Genomic DNA, 16,741 nt, shown 5'->3' with positions numbered 1-16,741 from the left:
TTTGTGAAATCTATTCCTTAGTAAAAATAAGGAACGAAACTTTATAAAACTAGTTTTTTTATAGCTTGTAATGCTTTAGGTATGTGTTTTGTTGCCAATACGCTATCAAAAACCATCTGCACAACACCTTGTTTATCTGTTACATAAGTCACTCTTCCTGGTACTAAACCAAAAAGACCCGTAGGTACACCAAAACTTTTACGTATAGTTTTATCACTATCTGATAGTAATATAAAAGGCAATCTATACTGCTTTGAAAATTTTTGATGTGAGGCTAAGCTATCACTACTTATCCCTATTACTTCTGCACCCAAATCTTTAAAATCCTCATATTGATCTCTAAAGCTACACGCTTGCGCAGTACAACCTGGCGTATTATCTTTAGGGTAAAAATAAATAACTAATGGTTTTGAACCCACTACGCTAGTACTATCAAAAGTGTTTCCTTCAGTATCAATGGCTGTAAAATGCGGTATTACATCACCAACTTTTAATTCTTTCATAGTCCTTTATAAGTTACAAAATTACGCGGCGTTTCATACAATACCACTTCTAAATCAAATTCAGGTTTGATTTTCTTTTTGATTTTATTCCAAATTACAACAACAATATTTTCAGCAGTAGGGTTAAGATCTTTAAAATCTGGAACGTCTAAATTTAAATTCTTGTGGTCAAATTGATTTTCAACTTCCTCTTTAATAATATCACTTAAGAATTTTACATCCATAACATAGCCTGTTTCTGGATCAATTTCACCAGTGACACTTACTATCAAATCGTAATTATGTCCGTGGAAATTGGGATTATTACACTTCCCAAACACGGCGTCATTCTGTTCGAAAGTCCAATCCTTTCTATACAATCTATGTGCTGCATTAAAATGAGCCTTTCTTGAAATAGTAACTTTCATCTTATATAGAAATTAATTGTTTTTTAAATAATTTGGTGTCAACGGGCTTTTATGCTCCTCTAGATAATGATAAAACTCTTCAAAAATAATTTTGAACCACACAGTATATAATTCAGGATGAACTATCATATCATTTTTTACATCTTCAATTTTCATCCATTTCCAGCTCTCTACCTCATCTTTGTTAATTACTGGAGCCTCATTATAATACCCTATCATCACGTGATCAAGTTCATGCTCTGTCAATCCGTTATCAAATGGCGCTTTGTAAATGAAATGAAACAGCTCTTTCAATTCGGTTACAAAACCCATTTCTTCATGCAATCTTCTTGTTCCGGCTTGAATATTAGTCTCACCTTCCCTTTGATGACTACAACAGGTATTGGTCCACAATAAAGGAGAATGGTATTTTTGATGTGCTCGTTGTTGAAGCATGATTTCATTTTGACTGTTCAAAACAAAAACAGAAAAAGCGCGATGTAAAACTGCTTTTTGATGCGCTTCTAGTTTTGGCATAAGCCCAATTTGCTCGTCATGTATATTGACTAAGATTACATTTTCTTCTGGCATATTTATATATTATGATTTCAAAAGTACGAAAAAATATAATGGAATCTGGGGTTTAACATTCTGTTTCGAATTGTTGAATCACAATTAAAGCATATTCAAAAAATGAATGTCAAAAAAAAATATGGCGTTATACAAAAACGACTTTCTATTTTTTCTATTCATAATCAAAACCTTATAAACAGCTCTTTTTAAAACAGTTTCAACGTAAATCTATAATTTTTTATTGATCCACTTTTCTCGAACTAAACTTTTACTTTCTACAAATCTAATTCTTGATTTTTAACGTAAATAACGATAGTTAAATCAAGGCTCTAAATTGTTAATTCATTAAAAATAAGAAGGCCTGAAACTAAAATGAATTTATATTTGTAAAAAAGAAATCATGAAAACTAAAATCACTTTTTTTTGCGCTTTGTTCGCAATTCCGCTTTTTATGTTTACTGCCTGTGCACAAAACACCACAAAAAAACAAACTGCAACTGCAGGATCAGTTATAACAAAACCTGAAAATCCTTATTATTCTAATACTGACACAGCTAAACTTAAAGTGAATGACGCCGAGTGGAAAAAAGTATTACCCGAAGATGTCTATGAAGTAACCCGAAATGCAGATACAGAAAGACCCTTTACAGGTAAATACTGGAACACAGACGATAAAGGAACATACTACTGTGCTGCTTGTGGAAATAAACTTTTTCGATCAGGCGCCAAGTTTGCAAGCAATTGCGGATGGCCAAGCTTTTTTGAACAAGACAATAAAAACAGTGTCGTTTATAAAAATGATAATTCACTAGGAATGGAACGCATAGAAGCACTTTGCGGAAGATGTGACGGGCATCTTGGTCACTTATTTGATGACGGACCGGAGCCTACTGGAAAAAGATATTGCATGAATTCTATTGCCTTAGACTTTATTCCGGATACTAAGTAAAAGGAATAACGAAATCACAAAATTTCAGTAATAACTAAAATCAGTTTGGAGTATATTCAAGCTGATTTTTTTGTTAGAAACAACATAAAATAAATCAAACTAGAACAAAAATATTCCTTACTTTTGAAAAAGACCTTTATTTTCTAAATGTCAATTTATTTGCAAAAAGCAATTTACACTAATTCATCACACTCCATGAATACTTATTATTTACTACCTTTTTTACTGCTGTTTTCAATTGGAATACAAGCTCAAAACAATGCCTTAAAAAGTAAAATCACCACTAAAGCAGCCTCTTTGGAATCTAAAGTAGTAAGCTGGAGACGTGATTTTCATCAAAATCCTGAATTAGGAAATAGAGAGTTTAAAACTGCCGAAAAAATAGCTGCCCATTTGCAAAGTTTAGGCATTGAAGTTAAAACAGGAGTTGCAAAAACAGGAGTTGTAGGTGTTTTAAAAGGTGGAAAACCAGGTCCTGTTGTAGCATTAAGAGCAGATATGGATGCTTTGCCTGTGATGGAACGTGTAAATTTACCATTTGCTTCAAAAGTTACCGGAGAATATAACGGCACAACCGTAAGTGTAATGCATGCATGCGGACATGACACTCATGTAGCGATGTTGATGGGTACAGCCGAAATTTTAGCTTCTGTAAAAAACGAAATAAAAGGAACTGTAGTATTTATTTTTCAACCCGCAGAAGAAGGACCGCCTGAAGGTGAAGAAGGCGGAGCTGAGTTGATGGTCAAGGAAGGTGTATTAAATAATCCAAAAGTAGATGTCATTTTTGGACTTCATATTAATGCACAAACCGAAGTAGGCCAAATTAAATACCGACCAAGAGGAACTATGGCTTCCTCAGACTGGTTTACCATAAAAGTTAATGGCAAGCAATCACATGGAGCCTATCCGTGGCAGTCTGTTGATCCTATTGTTACTGCATCGCAAATTGTTATGGGCTTACAAACTATAGTTAGTAGAAATGTAAACCTCACTCAAAATGCCGCTGTGGTAAGTGTTGGCCAAATTAATGCCGGAGTAAGAAGCAATATTATCCCAGAGTCTCTAACGATGACTGGAACCATTAGAACATTAGATGCAGAAACGCAAGATTTCATTCATGGCAAAATAAAAACTATTGCTACTAATATTGCAACAAGTGCAGGTGGCTCGGCTGAAGTTGCAATTTACAAAAAAACATTAATTACCTATAACGAACCTTCACTTACAGAGCAAATGCTGCCTACACTGCAAGCTGCCGCTGGAAAAGACAACGTGCTACTGACCGAAGCAGTAACTGGAGCGGAAGATTTCTCTTTTTACCAAGCAAAAATTCCAGGTTTGTTTTACTTTATAGGAGGAATGCCTAAAGGTAAAAAGCCAAGTGACATGCCCTCACACCACACACCTGATTTTTATATTGATGAAGGAAGCTTTGTATTAGGAATGACTTCTATGGCACATCTTACAATAGATTATATGGAAATGAAATCTAAAAAATAGTTCAACAATCTAAGTAAGTTTCATTCTAAAATAATTTTGATGCGTTTATCTAGAACTATAATCAAACTTTACTTTTCAAAACCTGAGCAATCATCTGTGCGCATTTTTCACCATCAATTGCAGCCGAAATAATTCCTCCCGCATATCCCGCTCCTTCTCCACATGGGTACAAACCTTTTATTTGTAGATGTTCATAAGTAATAGGATCTCTTGGTATGCGAACTGGTGATGAAGTTCGTGACTCTGGTGCGTGAAGAATAGCCTCATTAGTTAAATAACCTCGCATTGATTTACCAAACTCAGAAAAACCTTCACGCAAAATGTGCGTTAAATTACTTGGAAATACCTGACCCAACTCTACAGACGTCGTTCCAGGTACATACGATGTTTTTGGAATATCTGATGATACTCTTTTTTGTGTAAAATCAATCATACGTTGCGCTGGCACTTTTTGACTTTCCCCTGCAAGATGCCATGCACGTTGTTCTATACTTTTTTGAAACTCCATTCCAGCCAGCGCTCCAAACTTAGCAAAAGGTTTGAAATCGGCCAACTGCAACTCAATTACAATTCCAGAATTGGCGGTAGCCTGATCCCTTTTAGATGGTGACCAACCATTTGTTACCACCTCGCCGGGACTAGTTGCGCAAGGAGCAATTACACCTCCTGGACACATACAAAAAGAATACATACCACGGCCTGCAACTTGCTTGACAATACTGTAAGGTGCTGGAGGTAAATGTTCTCCTCTATAATCACAACTGTACTGAATACTATCAATTAAAGTTTGAGGATGTTCTGCGCGAACACCTAAAGCAAAAGGTTTAGCTTCTATAAAAATCTTTTTTCGATCTAATAGTTCAAAAATATCACGAGCGGAATGTCCCGTGGCTAAGATTAATTTATTAGCAAGAATAGTATCTCCTTTATGCGTAACAATCCCTTGAACTTCATTGTTTTTTACCAAAATATCAGCAACTCTTGTTTCAAACAAAACTTGACCTCCACATTCAATAATTTTTTCACGAATATCCTGAATAATTTGAGGCAATTTATTGGTACCAATGTGTGGGTGTGCATCTACAAGTATGTCATGAGAAGCCCCGAAAGCAACAAACAGTTCTAATATTCTATTGACATCACCTCTCTTTTTAGATCTGGTATACAATTTCCCATCAGAATAGGTTCCTGCGCCACCTTCGCCAAAACAATAATTAGAATCTTCATCAACAATATGGTCTCGATTTATCGCTTTTAAATCTCTTCTTCTGCCGCGAACGTCTTTCCCTCTTTCAACAACAATAGGCTTTAGTCCTAATTCTACTAAGTGTAAAGCTGCAAAAAGTCCTGCTGGTCCAGCTCCTACTACCAATACTTCCTGTGCATTTGCTACATTAGGAAAATCAGGCATGGTGAATCTTCTTTCGTCAATTACTTCTCCTTTTGTAAAAATTTCTACTTTGAGATTAATTTTTATTGCTTTTTGTCGGGCATCAATAGATCTTTTTAAAATAGAAACATGTTGCACATCTTCAGCTGCAACTTTAATTTGCTTTGCCAAATGATTTTTGAGCAAATCATTATTTGCAGCTATTTCTGGAGTTACTTGTAGTGAAAATTCTTGAGGCATTTTTATAAAATCAACATTGGATGTTACATAGAAGCAGCATCCAAAATATTAGGGTACAAAAGTAACATTTTTTTACAGTCAAAAGGATAAGGAAGTATCACTATCCACGATTTAGAAACTAAAAAATAAATTCATTTTAGAAATAGACTTCGTAACTTTGACATCAAAACAAGTTCAAAAAAAAGAATACATGTCTCGTAAAATAAAATTAATTTGGGATTTTCGTGGTCCTAGTGCTGCAAAAACTGCAGAACACCATGAAATTCATCTCAAGGAATACATTGCAATTGAAAAATTACCTTTGCAAATCACAGGATTCGAAATTCAGGGTGAAATGCAAGCTATAGCCTTTATGGTGGTTACTGATGCACATATGATTCAAGTGCGTGATGCATTAAAACCACATCGCGGAGAATTATATGCCGAATAATACTAGACAATACTATGAATGGTTTCAAAGAACAACTGACTCAATTTTTCATCTGATGTACCAGCTATTGCAATAATTTCGGCAATATCAACTGGTTTTAAATGATCAGGGTCGCATTCATCTGTAATTACACTTACGGCAGCACATGGTAATTTTAATTGATTGGCTACAATAACCTCAGGCGTAGTACTCATTCCTACCATATCTGCCCCAATTCTACCAAGATAACGATACTCTGCCCTAGTTTCTAATTGTGGCCCATAAACTGAAGCATACACCCCTTTTTTTAGTGATAATTCCATTTTACTAGCTTCGGTTAGTAAGATATTATTTAGCGTTTCATCATAAGGCGCACTCATATCTGGAAAAATACCACCGTATTCAAAACTATTCAAGCCAGAAAGGGGACTGCCTCCTTGCAAATTAATGTGATCGTCAAGTAAAATTAAATCTCCTTTTTTGAAGTCTTTATTGATTCCGCCTGCAGCATTGCTCAACAACAAATGCTTAATACCTAATTTTTGCAGAACTCTAATAGGAAAAGTAACTTGCTGTAAAGTGTATCCTTCGTATAAATGAAAACGGCCTTGCATAGCAATCACTTTTTTAGACCCAATAGATCCAAAGAGCAACTTCCCTTTATGAAACTCAACAGTAGAGACCGGAAAATGCGGAATATCAGCATAATCTATTTCTTGTTCTACTACCAAATAATCTAAAAATTTTCCTAAGCCTGTTCCAAGTACTACGCCTACCTCTGGATTTAAAATTCCTTTAGAAATTAAAAAATCAGCTGATTGTGAAATTTGTGCTAAATATGTCATGTTAAAAAAAACTATTGTTGGTAAATTTCGTAAATAATAATAAATTTACAAAAAGCCACGCTATGAAAAACCTACTAATATTACTTTGTTTTACCCAAATACTTATAGCACAACCCAAAGATTACGTAAAAATATCACAAGACTTTATTGAAGCAGCAAAATTTGGAGAAGGCAATACCGAAGAATTTGTTACGCTAATTGCAAATGCAAACGAAACGGACTTAATTAATCAACTTACAAATGACGATCTTAAAAAAGCATTCTTCATAAATCTTTACAATGGATTTACTAATTATGCTTTGAAAAAAGATCCCGAAAAATACAAGAGTCGAAGTGCTTTTTTCACATCAAAACAATTTGTACTTGCGGGCCACGAATTGAGCCTTGACGATATAGAACATGTTTTTTTAAGAAGATCAAGTGTTAAGTACAGTGTGGGGAAATTGAATAAAGTTTTTCCACCAAAACTTGAAAAAAAATTCCGTGTTGACAAATTAGATTACCGCATCCATTTCAGTTTGAATTGCGGTGCCAAAAGCTGTCCACCTATCTTTTTTTATGATCCAAAAAAAATCAATCAGCAACTTGACGTTGCCACAAAAAGTTATTTAACGGGTGACGCAAGTTTTGATAAAGAGAAAAACATCTTGCGAGTTCCTGTTTTGATGAGCTGGTTTCGAGGAGATTTTGGAGACAAAAAAGGAATTTTAAAAATTTGCCAAGATTTAAAAATCATACCCGAAAATGTAAATCCTAAATTAGAGTACAACGAATACGATTGGAGTTTATTTCTAGAAAACTTTAAAAACTAAAAAACACAAATGGACAAAAATTATTACAACTCAGACGATTTAAAAAAATTTGGTAACATAGTCGAATTTCAAAAAGAAATGGGCGAAAAATTCTTTGGCTATTACGGAGAAGTTTTCAAAGAAGGTGAATTGACAGCTAGAGAAAAATCTCTAATTGCACTTGCTGTAGCGCATGCCGTTCAATGTCCGTATTGCATTGATGCTTATAGTTTTGATGCCTATGAAAAAGGGTATAGCGAAGGACAAATGATGGAGGCTGTACATGTTGCAGCAGCCATTCGAGGTGGAGCTAGTTTAGTACACGGAGTTCAAATGATGAATAAAGTCAAGAAAATTAGTTTATGAGTGAATTTGTAAAAATTAAATTAAAGTCTCTCAAAGCAAATGAAAACATACTTTCTAAAGCAGCACATCAAATAGCCGTTTTAGAACAAAATCCAGATTTGTTTACCCCGTTTAAAACGCAATTACAAACCATTGGCCTAAGCCCACTTCAACCTACAAGTTTGGAAATTTTTCAAATTAATTTGGGCAAAATGTGCAACCAAGTCTGCACGCATTGTCACGTAGATGCAGGTCCTGATCGGAAAGAAATCATGACCAAAGAAACGATGGAAGTTATTCTGAAAGTTTTAAAAGTCAATCCTAACTTTAAAATAGTAGACATGACTGGTGGCGCACCAGAAATGAATCCTAATTTTAGATGGTTTATAGAAGAAGTGAGTAAACTTGGAATTCAAATGTATGTGCGTTGTAACTTGACTATCATTACTGCTAACAAAAAGTACAACGACCTACCAGAATTCTTTAAACAACACCAAATAGAAGTTATCTCATCATTACCGTTTTATTCTAAAAATAGAACCGACAAACAAAGAGGTGATGGCGTTTTTGAAAGCTCCATAAAAGCTTTAAAAATGCTCAATGCGGTGGGTTACGGCAAAGCTGATTCAGGTTTAAAACTGAATTTGGTGTACAATCCGGCAGGAGCATTTTTACCACCTGACCAAAATGCATTGGAAAAAGAATACAAAACAGCTTTACAAAAGGATTTTGGAATTGAATTTAACAATCTATTTGCCATAACTAATCTGCCTGTGAGCAGATACTTAGATTATTTGATTTCGTCAGGTAATTATGAAGATTACATGACTAAACTCATTGATGCTTTTAACCCTTTGGCTGCTCAAAATGTGATGTGTAGAAATACCATCTCTATAGGTTGGGACGGTTATATTTATGATTGCGATTTCAACCAAATGCTAGAGTTAAAAGTTACTTGCAAAGATGCGCAGCACATTAGTAATTTTGATTCAAATGCCCTTTTAAACAGGAAGATTATTGTAAACAATCATTGTTATGGCTGTACCGCAGGTTCTGGTAGCAGTTGTGGTGGTGCTGTTGCCTAAAACAAAACTATGAGAGAAAATATTTCTGAATTTTTATGTACCTACATACTTGTATTTTGCGGTACTGGTGCTATTATTATCAATCAAGAAACAAATGGTAGCGTTACTCATGTGGGTATTTGCATCACTTTTGGGTTAATTGTAATGGGGTTAATTTATGGTTTCGGACAAATATCTGGAGCACACATGAATCCAGCCGTAAGTATTGCATTCGCTTTTTTGAAAATTCTTCCTATAAAAAAATTGCCTTTTTATATAATTTCTCAAATTTTAGGCGGATTAGCAGCCAGTACAACACTCAAATTATTATTCCCAAAAAATAGTGGGTTGGGAGGAACAATTCCATCTGGTACTGATGGTCAATCATTTGTATTAGAATTCATTCTGACTTTTATTTTAATGCTTGTCATTTTAACAGTAGCCTTAGGAAACAAAGAACATGCTACTTTTGCTGGCATTGCCATTGGAGGGGTTGTATTACTCGAAGCCATGTTTGCAGGGCCTATATCTGGCGCCTCTATGAATCCCATTAGATCTCTTGCGCCTGCGCTAGTTTCTGGTAATTTGAATTCACAATGGCTGTATATTGTAGCTCCTATTGCAGCAACTATTCTTGCCTCAATAACATGGAAAACCATTTTAAAAGAAAAAAACTTATAGTAACAAATATGGAAAATTATTTAGACGCAACAGTAAATTTATACCGAGATGCGGCTCTTACACCCGATGTAGGACTTTGCTGTACAACGACACCAATATGGAAATTCCCTGGCTTAGAAATTCCAAAAATAATGCAAGAAATGAATTACGGTTGTGGTAGTACCATTTCGGCTCAAGACTTAATCAACAATCCAAAAATATTATATGTAGGCGTAGGTGGCGGTATGGAATTGCTTCAATTCTCTTATTTTTCGCGTCAAAAAGGAGGCGTGATTGGTGTTGATGTTGTTGATGAAATGCTGGAAGCATCCAAACAAAATTTTAAAATTGCAGAACAGGAAAACGACTGGTTCAAAAGTGAATTTGTCGAATTGAAAAAAGGAGATGCATTAAACCTACCTATCGAAAACGAAAGTATTGATATTGCTGCTCAAAATTGCTTGTTCAATATTTTTAAAACTGATGACTTAAGAAAAGCACTTGAAGAAATGTATCGAGTACTCAAACCTCACGGAAGATTGGTAATGAGTGATCCAACCTGTGAACAAGAAATGAACGAAACTCTTAAAAATGATGACCATTTAAGAGCACTTTGTTTGAGCGGAAGCATCCCAATCAAGGAGTATATTAAAATGTTGACAGATGTAGGTTTTGGAACTATAGAAATTAGAGGTCGAAGACCATATCGTATTTTAGATCCTGAAAATTATGCTACCGATGAATTAATTTTCATTGAGAGTATTGAAGTTTGTGCTATAAAAGATCCTATGCCTAGCGATGGACCGTGTGTATTTACAGGAAAAGCAGCTATTTTTTATGGCAAAGACGACTATTTTGATGATAAAAAAGGACATGTCTTGATGAAAAATCAGCCTCTAGCAGTCTGTGACAAAACAGCACAAGCACTAGCCGATTTAAACAGAAGTGATATTTTTATAAGCGAATCAACGTTTCACTACAACGGAGGCGGATGTTGCTAAACACTATAAAGCTGCAGGATTCTTAGTGCTGCAGCTTTAATTATTACATTTTTATGCAAAACAAAAAAGCTATCATTCTTTTTACTAAAAATCCTGAACTAGGAAAAGTCAAAACACGACTTGCCAAGACTATTGGTAACGAAAAAGCACTTGAGATTTACAAAAAATTATTAGTGCACACCCAAGAAATTGTTACTCCTGTTAATGCGGACAAATTTGTATTCTATTCAGACTCAATTACGGAAGAGGACCAATGGAATGCGGGTTCGTTTTACAAAAAAGTACAACATGGTGATGACTTAGGCAAACGTATGGCACATGCTTTTCAAGAGATTTTTCACTTAGGTTATGAATCGGTTTGTATTATTGGGAGTGATTGTTATGAACTCACCTCTGCCATTATTGAAAAAGCGTTTTTAGCATTAGAAACGAATGAAACCGTTATAGGCCCAACATTTGATGGTGGGTATTATCTATTAGGAATGAACCAATTTCATGAAACAGTCTTCAATAATAAAACCTGGAGCACTGATTCTGTTTATATCGATACGATAACAGATTTTAAAAATCTAAACCTATCTTTCTCTACTTTGAATAAATTATCTGACATTGATGAAGAAAAAGATTTACCCGAACATTGGAAATAAAGCAATTTACATACCCTCTTTAAAATAGAAATAACTTTAACATTAAAATTATATTACAAAAAAGCTGTAGCCCATTTTCATGGATACAGAGGTAAAAATAACAATATCAACATCATAAATACAGATAAGCCAGAGAAATATCTTATGAAATTAATTAGCTACTTCACTAATAAATTGGATGCGCATTAATCTCAATTCATCTAAATCATAATCCCCATCAAATTCTTTTAGAGCTGCCTCAATATTATCTGACTCTGATTCCATAAAATAATCGTGAATCTCCTCTTGTTGATCCTCATCAAGCATTTCATCAATCCAATACTTGATATTCAATTTAGTTCCTGAGTACACAATCTGCTCCATTTCTTTTAATAAAGCATCCATATTTATCCCCTTGGCAGAGGCAATATCATCTAAGGATAATTTTCTATCTATGTTTTGAATAATGTATAACTTATTTACAGAGTTTACTCCGGTTGATTTAACTACTAAATCTTCTGGTCTTACAATGTCGTTGTCTTCAACATAGCGACTTATCAATTCTAAGAAATCTTTTCCGTATTTTTTAGCTTTACCCTCACCCACTCCATGAATGTTTATCATCTCATCTTGTGTAATAGGATACTTTAAAGCCATGTCCTCAAGTGATGGGTCTTGGAAAACTACAAATGGAGGAACTCCTATTTTCTTAGCCACTTTTTTACGTAAATCTCGTAACATCCCCATTAAAACCTCATCGGCAACACCTGTTGATTTGGCTGCTGTTACTATAGCTTCATCAACCGTTTCATTGTATTCATGATCTTCAGACATCATGAAAGAGTGCGGATTTTCAAGGTAGCTCAATCCATTATTGGTGACTTTTACAATACCGTAGGTCTCAATATCTTTAGACAAAAATCCTGCTACTAAAACCTGTCTTAACAATGCCATCCAATATTTCTCATCGTGATTTGCACCACAACCAAAAAAAGATTGCGTATCGGTTCTATGTGCTTTAATTACGGCGTTGACACGTCCTATTAATGTAAAAACAACTTCTTTTGATTTATACAAATGTTTGGTGTCCCGCACTACTTGCAAGAGCTGTACAACTTGATCTTTGGCTTCAACTTTTGTTTTAGGATTACGTACATTATCATCCATATCAGCGCCTTCGCCGGTTACTTCATCAAACTCTTCCCCAAAATAATGCAATAAAAACCTTCGTCTAGACATAGATGTTTCGGCGTAAGCCACGACTTCTTGTAGCAATGCAAAACCAATTTCTTGTTCGGCAACTGGTTTGCCAGACATGAATTTCTCAAGTTTTTCTACATCTTTATAAGAATAGTAGGCTAGGCAGTGTCCTTCTCCTCCATCACGACCCGCACGACCCGTTTCTTGATAATAACTTTCAAGTGATTTAGGGATGTCATGGTGAATTACAAACCGAACATCGGGCTTATCAATACCCATCCCAAAAGCAATAGTTGCAACCACAACATCAACATCTTCCATTAAAAACATGTCTTGGTGTTTGGCTCTAGTTTTTGCATCTAGACCCGCATGGTAAGGAACAGCAGATATACCATTAACTTGCAAAACTTCGGCAATTGCTTCAACTTTTTTACGACTCAAGCAATAAATAATACCTGATTTTCCTTTGTGTTGTTTTATAAATCGAATGATATCCGACTCTATATTTTTTGTCTTTGTACGTACTTCGTAATATAAATTTGGTCTGTTGAACGAGGCTTTAAAAGTTGTCGCATCAGACATATCCAAATTTTTCAAGATATCCTCTTGTACTTTTGGCGTAGCCGTAGCCGTAAGTCCTATAATAGGTACATCACCCAATTGCTTGATAATGTGTTTTAAATTTCTATACTCGGGTCTAAAATCATGACCCCATTCTGAAATGCAGTGCGCTTCATCAATGGCAACAAATGAAATGGTGACACTTTTTAAAAAAGTCACATATTCTTCTTTTGTTAAAGACTCGGGAGCCACATACAAAAGCTTGGTTAAGCCTGATGAAATATCTTTTTTTACCTGAGTAATCTCCGTTTTATTTAACGATGAATTCAATACATGCGCAATACCATTCTCTGAAGAAAGGCTTCGTATAGCATCGACTTGGTTCTTCATTAATGCAATAAGAGGCGAAACCACAATTGCAGTTCCCTCTTGAATTAAAGCTGGTAATTGATAACAAAGTGATTTTCCTCCACCAGTAGGCATTATCACAAATGTATTTTGCTGATTAAGGATGCTCTTAATCACCTGCTCTTGCAATCCCTTAAATTGGCTAAAGCCAAAATACTTCTTTAATTCTTTGTGTATGTCAATTTCGTTTGAATTCATTCTTTATTACGTGGTATTTTGTATAAATTTGCAATATCTAAAGGTACAAATTTCTTTTACACTTACAAATTTTAATTATTCTGTTTTGAATTCAAAAGAAAATATATTGGCTAGTGCCAAAAAAACCATTTTATCTGAAAGTCAATCAATAGCAAAACTCACTGATTATCTGGATGAAAACTTTGTCAATGCAGTAACCGCAATCTTCAATTCTAAAGGAAGGCTGGTTGTTACAGGAATAGGTAAAAGTGCGATAATAGCACAAAAAATGGTTGCTTCCTTCAATTCTACTGGAACACCATCATTGTTTTTGCACGCCGCAGAAGCTATTCACGGTGATTTAGGCATGATACAACATGAGGATGTCATTATTTGTATTTCAAAAAGTGGCAATAGTCCTGAGATAAAAGTGCTCGTTCCATTACTAAAACGTTTTGGAAATACATTGATTGCAATCACTGGAAATACAGCATCATTCTTAGCAAAAGGTGCTGATTATGTTTTAGACACTACTGTTGATGCCGAATCTTGCCCTAATAATTTAGCTCCTACAAACAGTACAACCGCACAACTTGTAATGGGTGATGCACTTGTGGTATGCTTAATGGAACTCCGCGATTTTAAACCAGAGCATTTTGCAGTTTACCATCCTGGAGGCGCTCTAGGCAAAAAATTATTACTGCGCGTAAAAAATATGCTAGAACACAGCTTAAAACCTGCTGTAGCCCCCGATGCATCCATAAAAAAAGTTATTTTTGAAATATCAGAGAAAAGATTAGGGGTAACTGCTGTGGTAGAGAATGACATTGTCATAGGAATAATTACTGATGGTGATATCCGACGCATGTTGAGCGAAAGAGACACCTTTACAGAGCTGACTGCTAGTGATATTATGACTAAGAATCCTAAAATCACAACTTCTGATGCTATGGTGGTTGATGCCTTGAACACTATGGAAAATTTTACCATTACCCAGCTTGTTGTTGTTGATGAAGGAGTTTATAAAGGAGTGTTACATTTACATGATATTTTAAAAGAAGGAATAGTATAATGGCAAAAAAAAATCTAAACGAGATGTCGTTTTTAGACCATCTTGAAGAGTTGAGATGGTTATTGGTACGCAGCACTATAGCCGTATTAATTCTTGCTACGGTTGCATTTTTAATCAGTGATTATATATTTGATGTCATTATTTTTGGACCTACAAAAGCTGATTTTATAACGTATAGATTCTTTTGCGATTTATCCAGTCAGCTGGGAAATTCGGAATTGATCTGTGTTAAAGAAATGCCGTTTATTATCCAAAACACAAATATGGAAGGGCAAATAAATGTACTTATTTGGTCTTGCGTCACTGCGGGTTTCATCCTTTCTTTCCCTTTTATTCTTTGGGAAGTCTGGAAATTCATCAGTCCTGCCTTGTATGAATCAGAAAAAAAACATGCTAAATTGTTTATTTTTTCTTCTTCTATGCTGTTTTTTATAGGTGTTCTTTTTGGGTATTACGTAATAGTTCCAATGTCTGTCAACTTCTTTGCTACATTTACAGTAAGTAATGTAGTGATCAACCAGTTTAGTATAGATTCTTATATAGGCATGGTAAAAACTAGTGTTATAGCTTGTGGCTTATTTTTTGAGTTACCCATAATCATTTATTTCTTAACTAAGGTAGGTCTTGTGACTCCTGAGTTTTTAAGAAAATATTGGAAATACGCCGTAATTATTATTCTTTTTGTGGCAGCAATTGTGACACCGCCAGATGTAGTGAGTCAAATTATAGTAACCATACCTATGCTAATCATTTATGAAGCAAGTATCTTAATATCAAAAATAGTAGTAAAAAATCAAAACAAACAAAATGGCTGATATCATTCAAGAATTCAATGAGTACCGTTCAAAAATGAACGAAAAATTACTAGCAGATAACAATAAAATTGTAAAAAGAATTTTTAATCTTGATACCAATGCTTATGCTGCAGGCGCATTAGATGTAAAAACAAAAGAGCTACTAGGTCTTGTGGCATCAGCTGTATTACGTTGTGATGATTGCGTTAAATACCATTTAGAAACAAGCCACAAAGAAGGCGTTACTAAGGAAGAAATGATGGAAGCTATGGGAATTGCTACCCTTGTGGGAGGTACTATTGTTGTTCCTCATTTGCGTAGAGCTTATGAATTTTGGGAAGCATTAGAAGAAAACGAAGCTAAATAATAATTTCTTAAACAGCTTTTTTTTTAGAAATCAAAAAGAATAAATCAACTAAATAATTTGAAAGTACCCATTTCCAGTGGACTACAAACCCATTAAACGAATAATGTAAATGCAATTAAGAGCCGAAAATTTAATTAAAACCTATAAAGGTAGAAGCGTAGTAAAAGGGATTTCTGTAGAGGTAAATCAAGGCGAAATTGTGGGTTTACTGGGGCCAAATGGCGCTGGAAAAACCACTTCATTTTATATGATAGTAGGATTGGTTAAACCCAATTCGGGAAATATTTTTTTAGATGATTTAAACATAACAGATTATCCTATGTACAAGCGTGCGCAGCAAGGCATAGGATATCTTGCTCAAGAAGCTTCGGTTTTTAGAAAACTAAGTATTGAAGATAATATTCTCAGTGTTTTGCAATTGACTAAACTTTCTAAGGCAGAACAAGAAGCTAAAATGGAAAGTTTAATTGAAGAGTTTAGTCTAGAACACATTCGTACAAACCGTGGTGATTTACTTTCGGGTGGGGAACGACGCAGAACCGAAATTGCACGCTGTTTAGCCACCGACCCTAAATTTATTTTATTAGATGAACCTTTTGCAGGTGTAGATCCAGTGGCGGTAGAAGATATTCAAAGAATTGTGGCGCAATTGAAAAACAAAAATATTGGTATCTTAATAACTGATCATAACGTACAAGAAACTCTTGCCATTACTGACAAAACCTACTTAATGTTTGAAGGCGGTATTCTTAAAGCAGGAATTCCCGAAGAATTAGTAGAAGACGAAATGGTACGAAGAGTGTATCTTGGACAAAATTTTGAATTGAGAAAAAGAAAATTAGAATTTTAATTTATCACTAATTACAGTAAAATTCTT

At 34.8% G+C, this 16,741-nt stretch carries 19 protein-coding genes; 13 read left to right on the top strand and 6 right to left on the bottom strand.

The genetic code is table 11. The features are described 5' to 3' along the window. Positions 1-41 precede the first annotated feature (41 nt). From LQ189_RS02680 to idi, 3 genes are read right to left on the bottom strand one after another with little or no spacing between them, the layout of a single operon-like run. Positions 42-503: a peroxiredoxin gene (locus LQ189_RS02680; RefSeq protein WP_230154140.1), complete on the bottom strand. Its 462-nt coding sequence runs from the start codon at positions 501-503 to the stop codon at positions 42-44. Continuing rightward, positions 500-910: a 6-carboxytetrahydropterin synthase gene (locus tag LQ189_RS02675; RefSeq protein WP_086455048.1), complete on the bottom strand. Its 411-nt coding sequence runs from the start codon at positions 908-910 to the stop codon at positions 500-502. Before LQ189_RS02675 ends, LQ189_RS02680 begins: the two co-directional genes overlap by 4 nt. Before the next feature lie 12 nt (positions 911-922). Then, positions 923-1,480 (bottom strand): isopentenyl-diphosphate Delta-isomerase, encoded by a 558-nt coding sequence (gene idi, locus LQ189_RS02670; protein WP_086455047.1) that lies wholly within the window; start codon positions 1,478-1,480, stop codon positions 923-925. 382 nt (positions 1,481-1,862) lie between these two features. Here idi and msrB point away from each other — a divergent pair, with 382 nt between their 5' ends. Together msrB and LQ189_RS02660 are read left to right on the top strand one after the other, a co-directional pair. Further along, entirely contained in the window at positions 1,863-2,411 is a 549-nt protein-coding gene (msrB, locus tag LQ189_RS02665; RefSeq protein ID WP_230154139.1) for a peptide-methionine (R)-S-oxide reductase MsrB, read from the top strand. A 195-nt stretch (positions 2,412-2,606) separates the two neighbouring features. Then, a complete protein-coding gene (locus LQ189_RS02660; RefSeq protein WP_370634886.1) occupies positions 2,607-3,914 on the top strand; it encodes an amidohydrolase in 1,308 nt (435 codons plus the stop codon). 61 nt (positions 3,915-3,975) lie between these two features. On the opposite strand, the gene LQ189_RS02655 is transcribed toward LQ189_RS02660, so the two are convergent. Beyond that, entirely contained in the window at positions 3,976-5,544 is a 1,569-nt protein-coding gene (locus LQ189_RS02655) for an NAD(P)/FAD-dependent oxidoreductase (protein WP_230154137.1), read from the bottom strand. Positions 5,545-5,734: 190 nt separating this feature from the next. Between LQ189_RS02655 and LQ189_RS02650 the strand changes: the two genes are divergently transcribed. After that, complete coding sequence (locus LQ189_RS02650; RefSeq protein WP_230154136.1) at positions 5,735-5,974, top strand: hypothetical protein; 240 nt, start codon at positions 5,735-5,737, stop codon at positions 5,972-5,974. Positions 5,975-5,976: 2 nt separating this feature from the next. Here the strand turns inward: LQ189_RS02650 and LQ189_RS02645 are convergent, their stop codons facing one another. After that, positions 5,977-6,798 carry a purine-nucleoside phosphorylase gene (locus tag LQ189_RS02645; RefSeq protein ID WP_230154135.1) on the bottom strand — a complete coding sequence of 274 codons (822 nt, stop codon included), beginning with the start codon at positions 6,796-6,798 and terminating at the stop codon, positions 5,977-5,979. 62 nt (positions 6,799-6,860) lie between these two features. Between LQ189_RS02645 and LQ189_RS02640 the strand changes: the two genes are divergently transcribed. The 6 genes from LQ189_RS02640 to LQ189_RS02615 are packed head-to-tail and all read left to right on the top strand — an operon-like array spanning position 6,861 to position 11,306. Beyond that, positions 6,861-7,610 (top strand): DUF547 domain-containing protein, encoded by a 750-nt coding sequence (locus LQ189_RS02640; RefSeq protein ID WP_230154134.1) that lies wholly within the window; start codon positions 6,861-6,863, stop codon positions 7,608-7,610. A gap of 9 nt (positions 7,611-7,619) precedes the next feature. Beyond that, on the top strand, positions 7,620-7,955 hold the full coding sequence (locus LQ189_RS02635) for an arsenosugar biosynthesis-associated peroxidase-like protein (protein ID WP_230154133.1): 336 nt from the start codon (positions 7,620-7,622) through the stop codon (positions 7,953-7,955). Next, entirely contained in the window at positions 7,952-9,019 is a 1,068-nt protein-coding gene (gene arsS / locus LQ189_RS02630; protein WP_230154132.1) for an arsenosugar biosynthesis radical SAM (seleno)protein ArsS, read from the top strand. The genes LQ189_RS02635 and arsS overlap by 4 nt, the downstream gene beginning before the upstream one ends. 9 nt (positions 9,020-9,028) lie before the next feature. Further along, a complete protein-coding gene (locus tag LQ189_RS02625; RefSeq protein WP_230154131.1) occupies positions 9,029-9,679 on the top strand; it encodes an aquaporin in 651 nt (216 codons plus the stop codon). Positions 9,680-9,687: 8 nt separating this feature from the next. Continuing rightward, positions 9,688-10,659: an arsenosugar biosynthesis arsenite methyltransferase ArsM gene (gene arsM / locus LQ189_RS02620; protein ID WP_230154130.1), complete on the top strand. Its 972-nt coding sequence runs from the start codon at positions 9,688-9,690 to the stop codon at positions 10,657-10,659. A gap of 53 nt (positions 10,660-10,712) precedes the next feature. Further along, the gene (locus tag LQ189_RS02615) at positions 10,713-11,306 is read left to right on the top strand and encodes a TIGR04282 family arsenosugar biosynthesis glycosyltransferase (protein WP_230154129.1); all 594 of its coding nucleotides are present in this window, start codon (positions 10,713-10,715) and stop codon (positions 11,304-11,306) included. A 150-nt stretch (positions 11,307-11,456) separates the two neighbouring features. On the opposite strand, the gene recQ is transcribed toward LQ189_RS02615, so the two are convergent. Beyond that, the gene (gene recQ, locus LQ189_RS02610; protein ID WP_230154128.1) at positions 11,457-13,652 is read right to left on the bottom strand and encodes a DNA helicase RecQ; all 2,196 of its coding nucleotides are present in this window, start codon (positions 13,650-13,652) and stop codon (positions 11,457-11,459) included. Between the two features lie 85 nt (positions 13,653-13,737). Here recQ and LQ189_RS02605 point away from each other — a divergent pair, with 85 nt between their 5' ends. The 4 genes from LQ189_RS02605 to lptB all read left to right on the top strand — a co-directional run bounded on the left by LQ189_RS02605 (position 13,738) and on the right by lptB (position 16,714). Continuing rightward, positions 13,738-14,703, top strand: coding sequence for an SIS domain-containing protein (locus LQ189_RS02605; RefSeq protein WP_230154127.1), 966 nt, complete (start codon positions 13,738-13,740; stop codon positions 14,701-14,703). Next, the gene (tatC, locus tag LQ189_RS02600) at positions 14,703-15,518 is read left to right on the top strand and encodes a twin-arginine translocase subunit TatC (RefSeq protein WP_230154126.1); all 816 of its coding nucleotides are present in this window, start codon (positions 14,703-14,705) and stop codon (positions 15,516-15,518) included. Before LQ189_RS02605 ends, tatC begins: the two co-directional genes overlap by 1 nt. Further along, positions 15,511-15,864: a carboxymuconolactone decarboxylase family protein gene (locus LQ189_RS02595; RefSeq protein ID WP_158727947.1), complete on the top strand. Its 354-nt coding sequence runs from the start codon at positions 15,511-15,513 to the stop codon at positions 15,862-15,864. Before tatC ends, LQ189_RS02595 begins: the two co-directional genes overlap by 8 nt. Positions 15,865-15,973: 109 nt before the next feature. Next, entirely contained in the window at positions 15,974-16,714 is a 741-nt protein-coding gene (gene lptB, locus LQ189_RS02590; RefSeq protein WP_086452666.1) for an LPS export ABC transporter ATP-binding protein, read from the top strand. Positions 16,715-16,741: the final 27 nt, after the last annotated feature.

Source organism: Flavobacterium sp. CECT 9288 (assembly GCF_918731615.1).
Classification (GTDB): Bacteria; Bacteroidota; Bacteroidia; order Flavobacteriales; family Flavobacteriaceae; genus Flavobacterium.
Note: the sequence above shows the minus strand (reverse complement) of the source record. Positions and strands in the feature narration are given on the sequence as shown.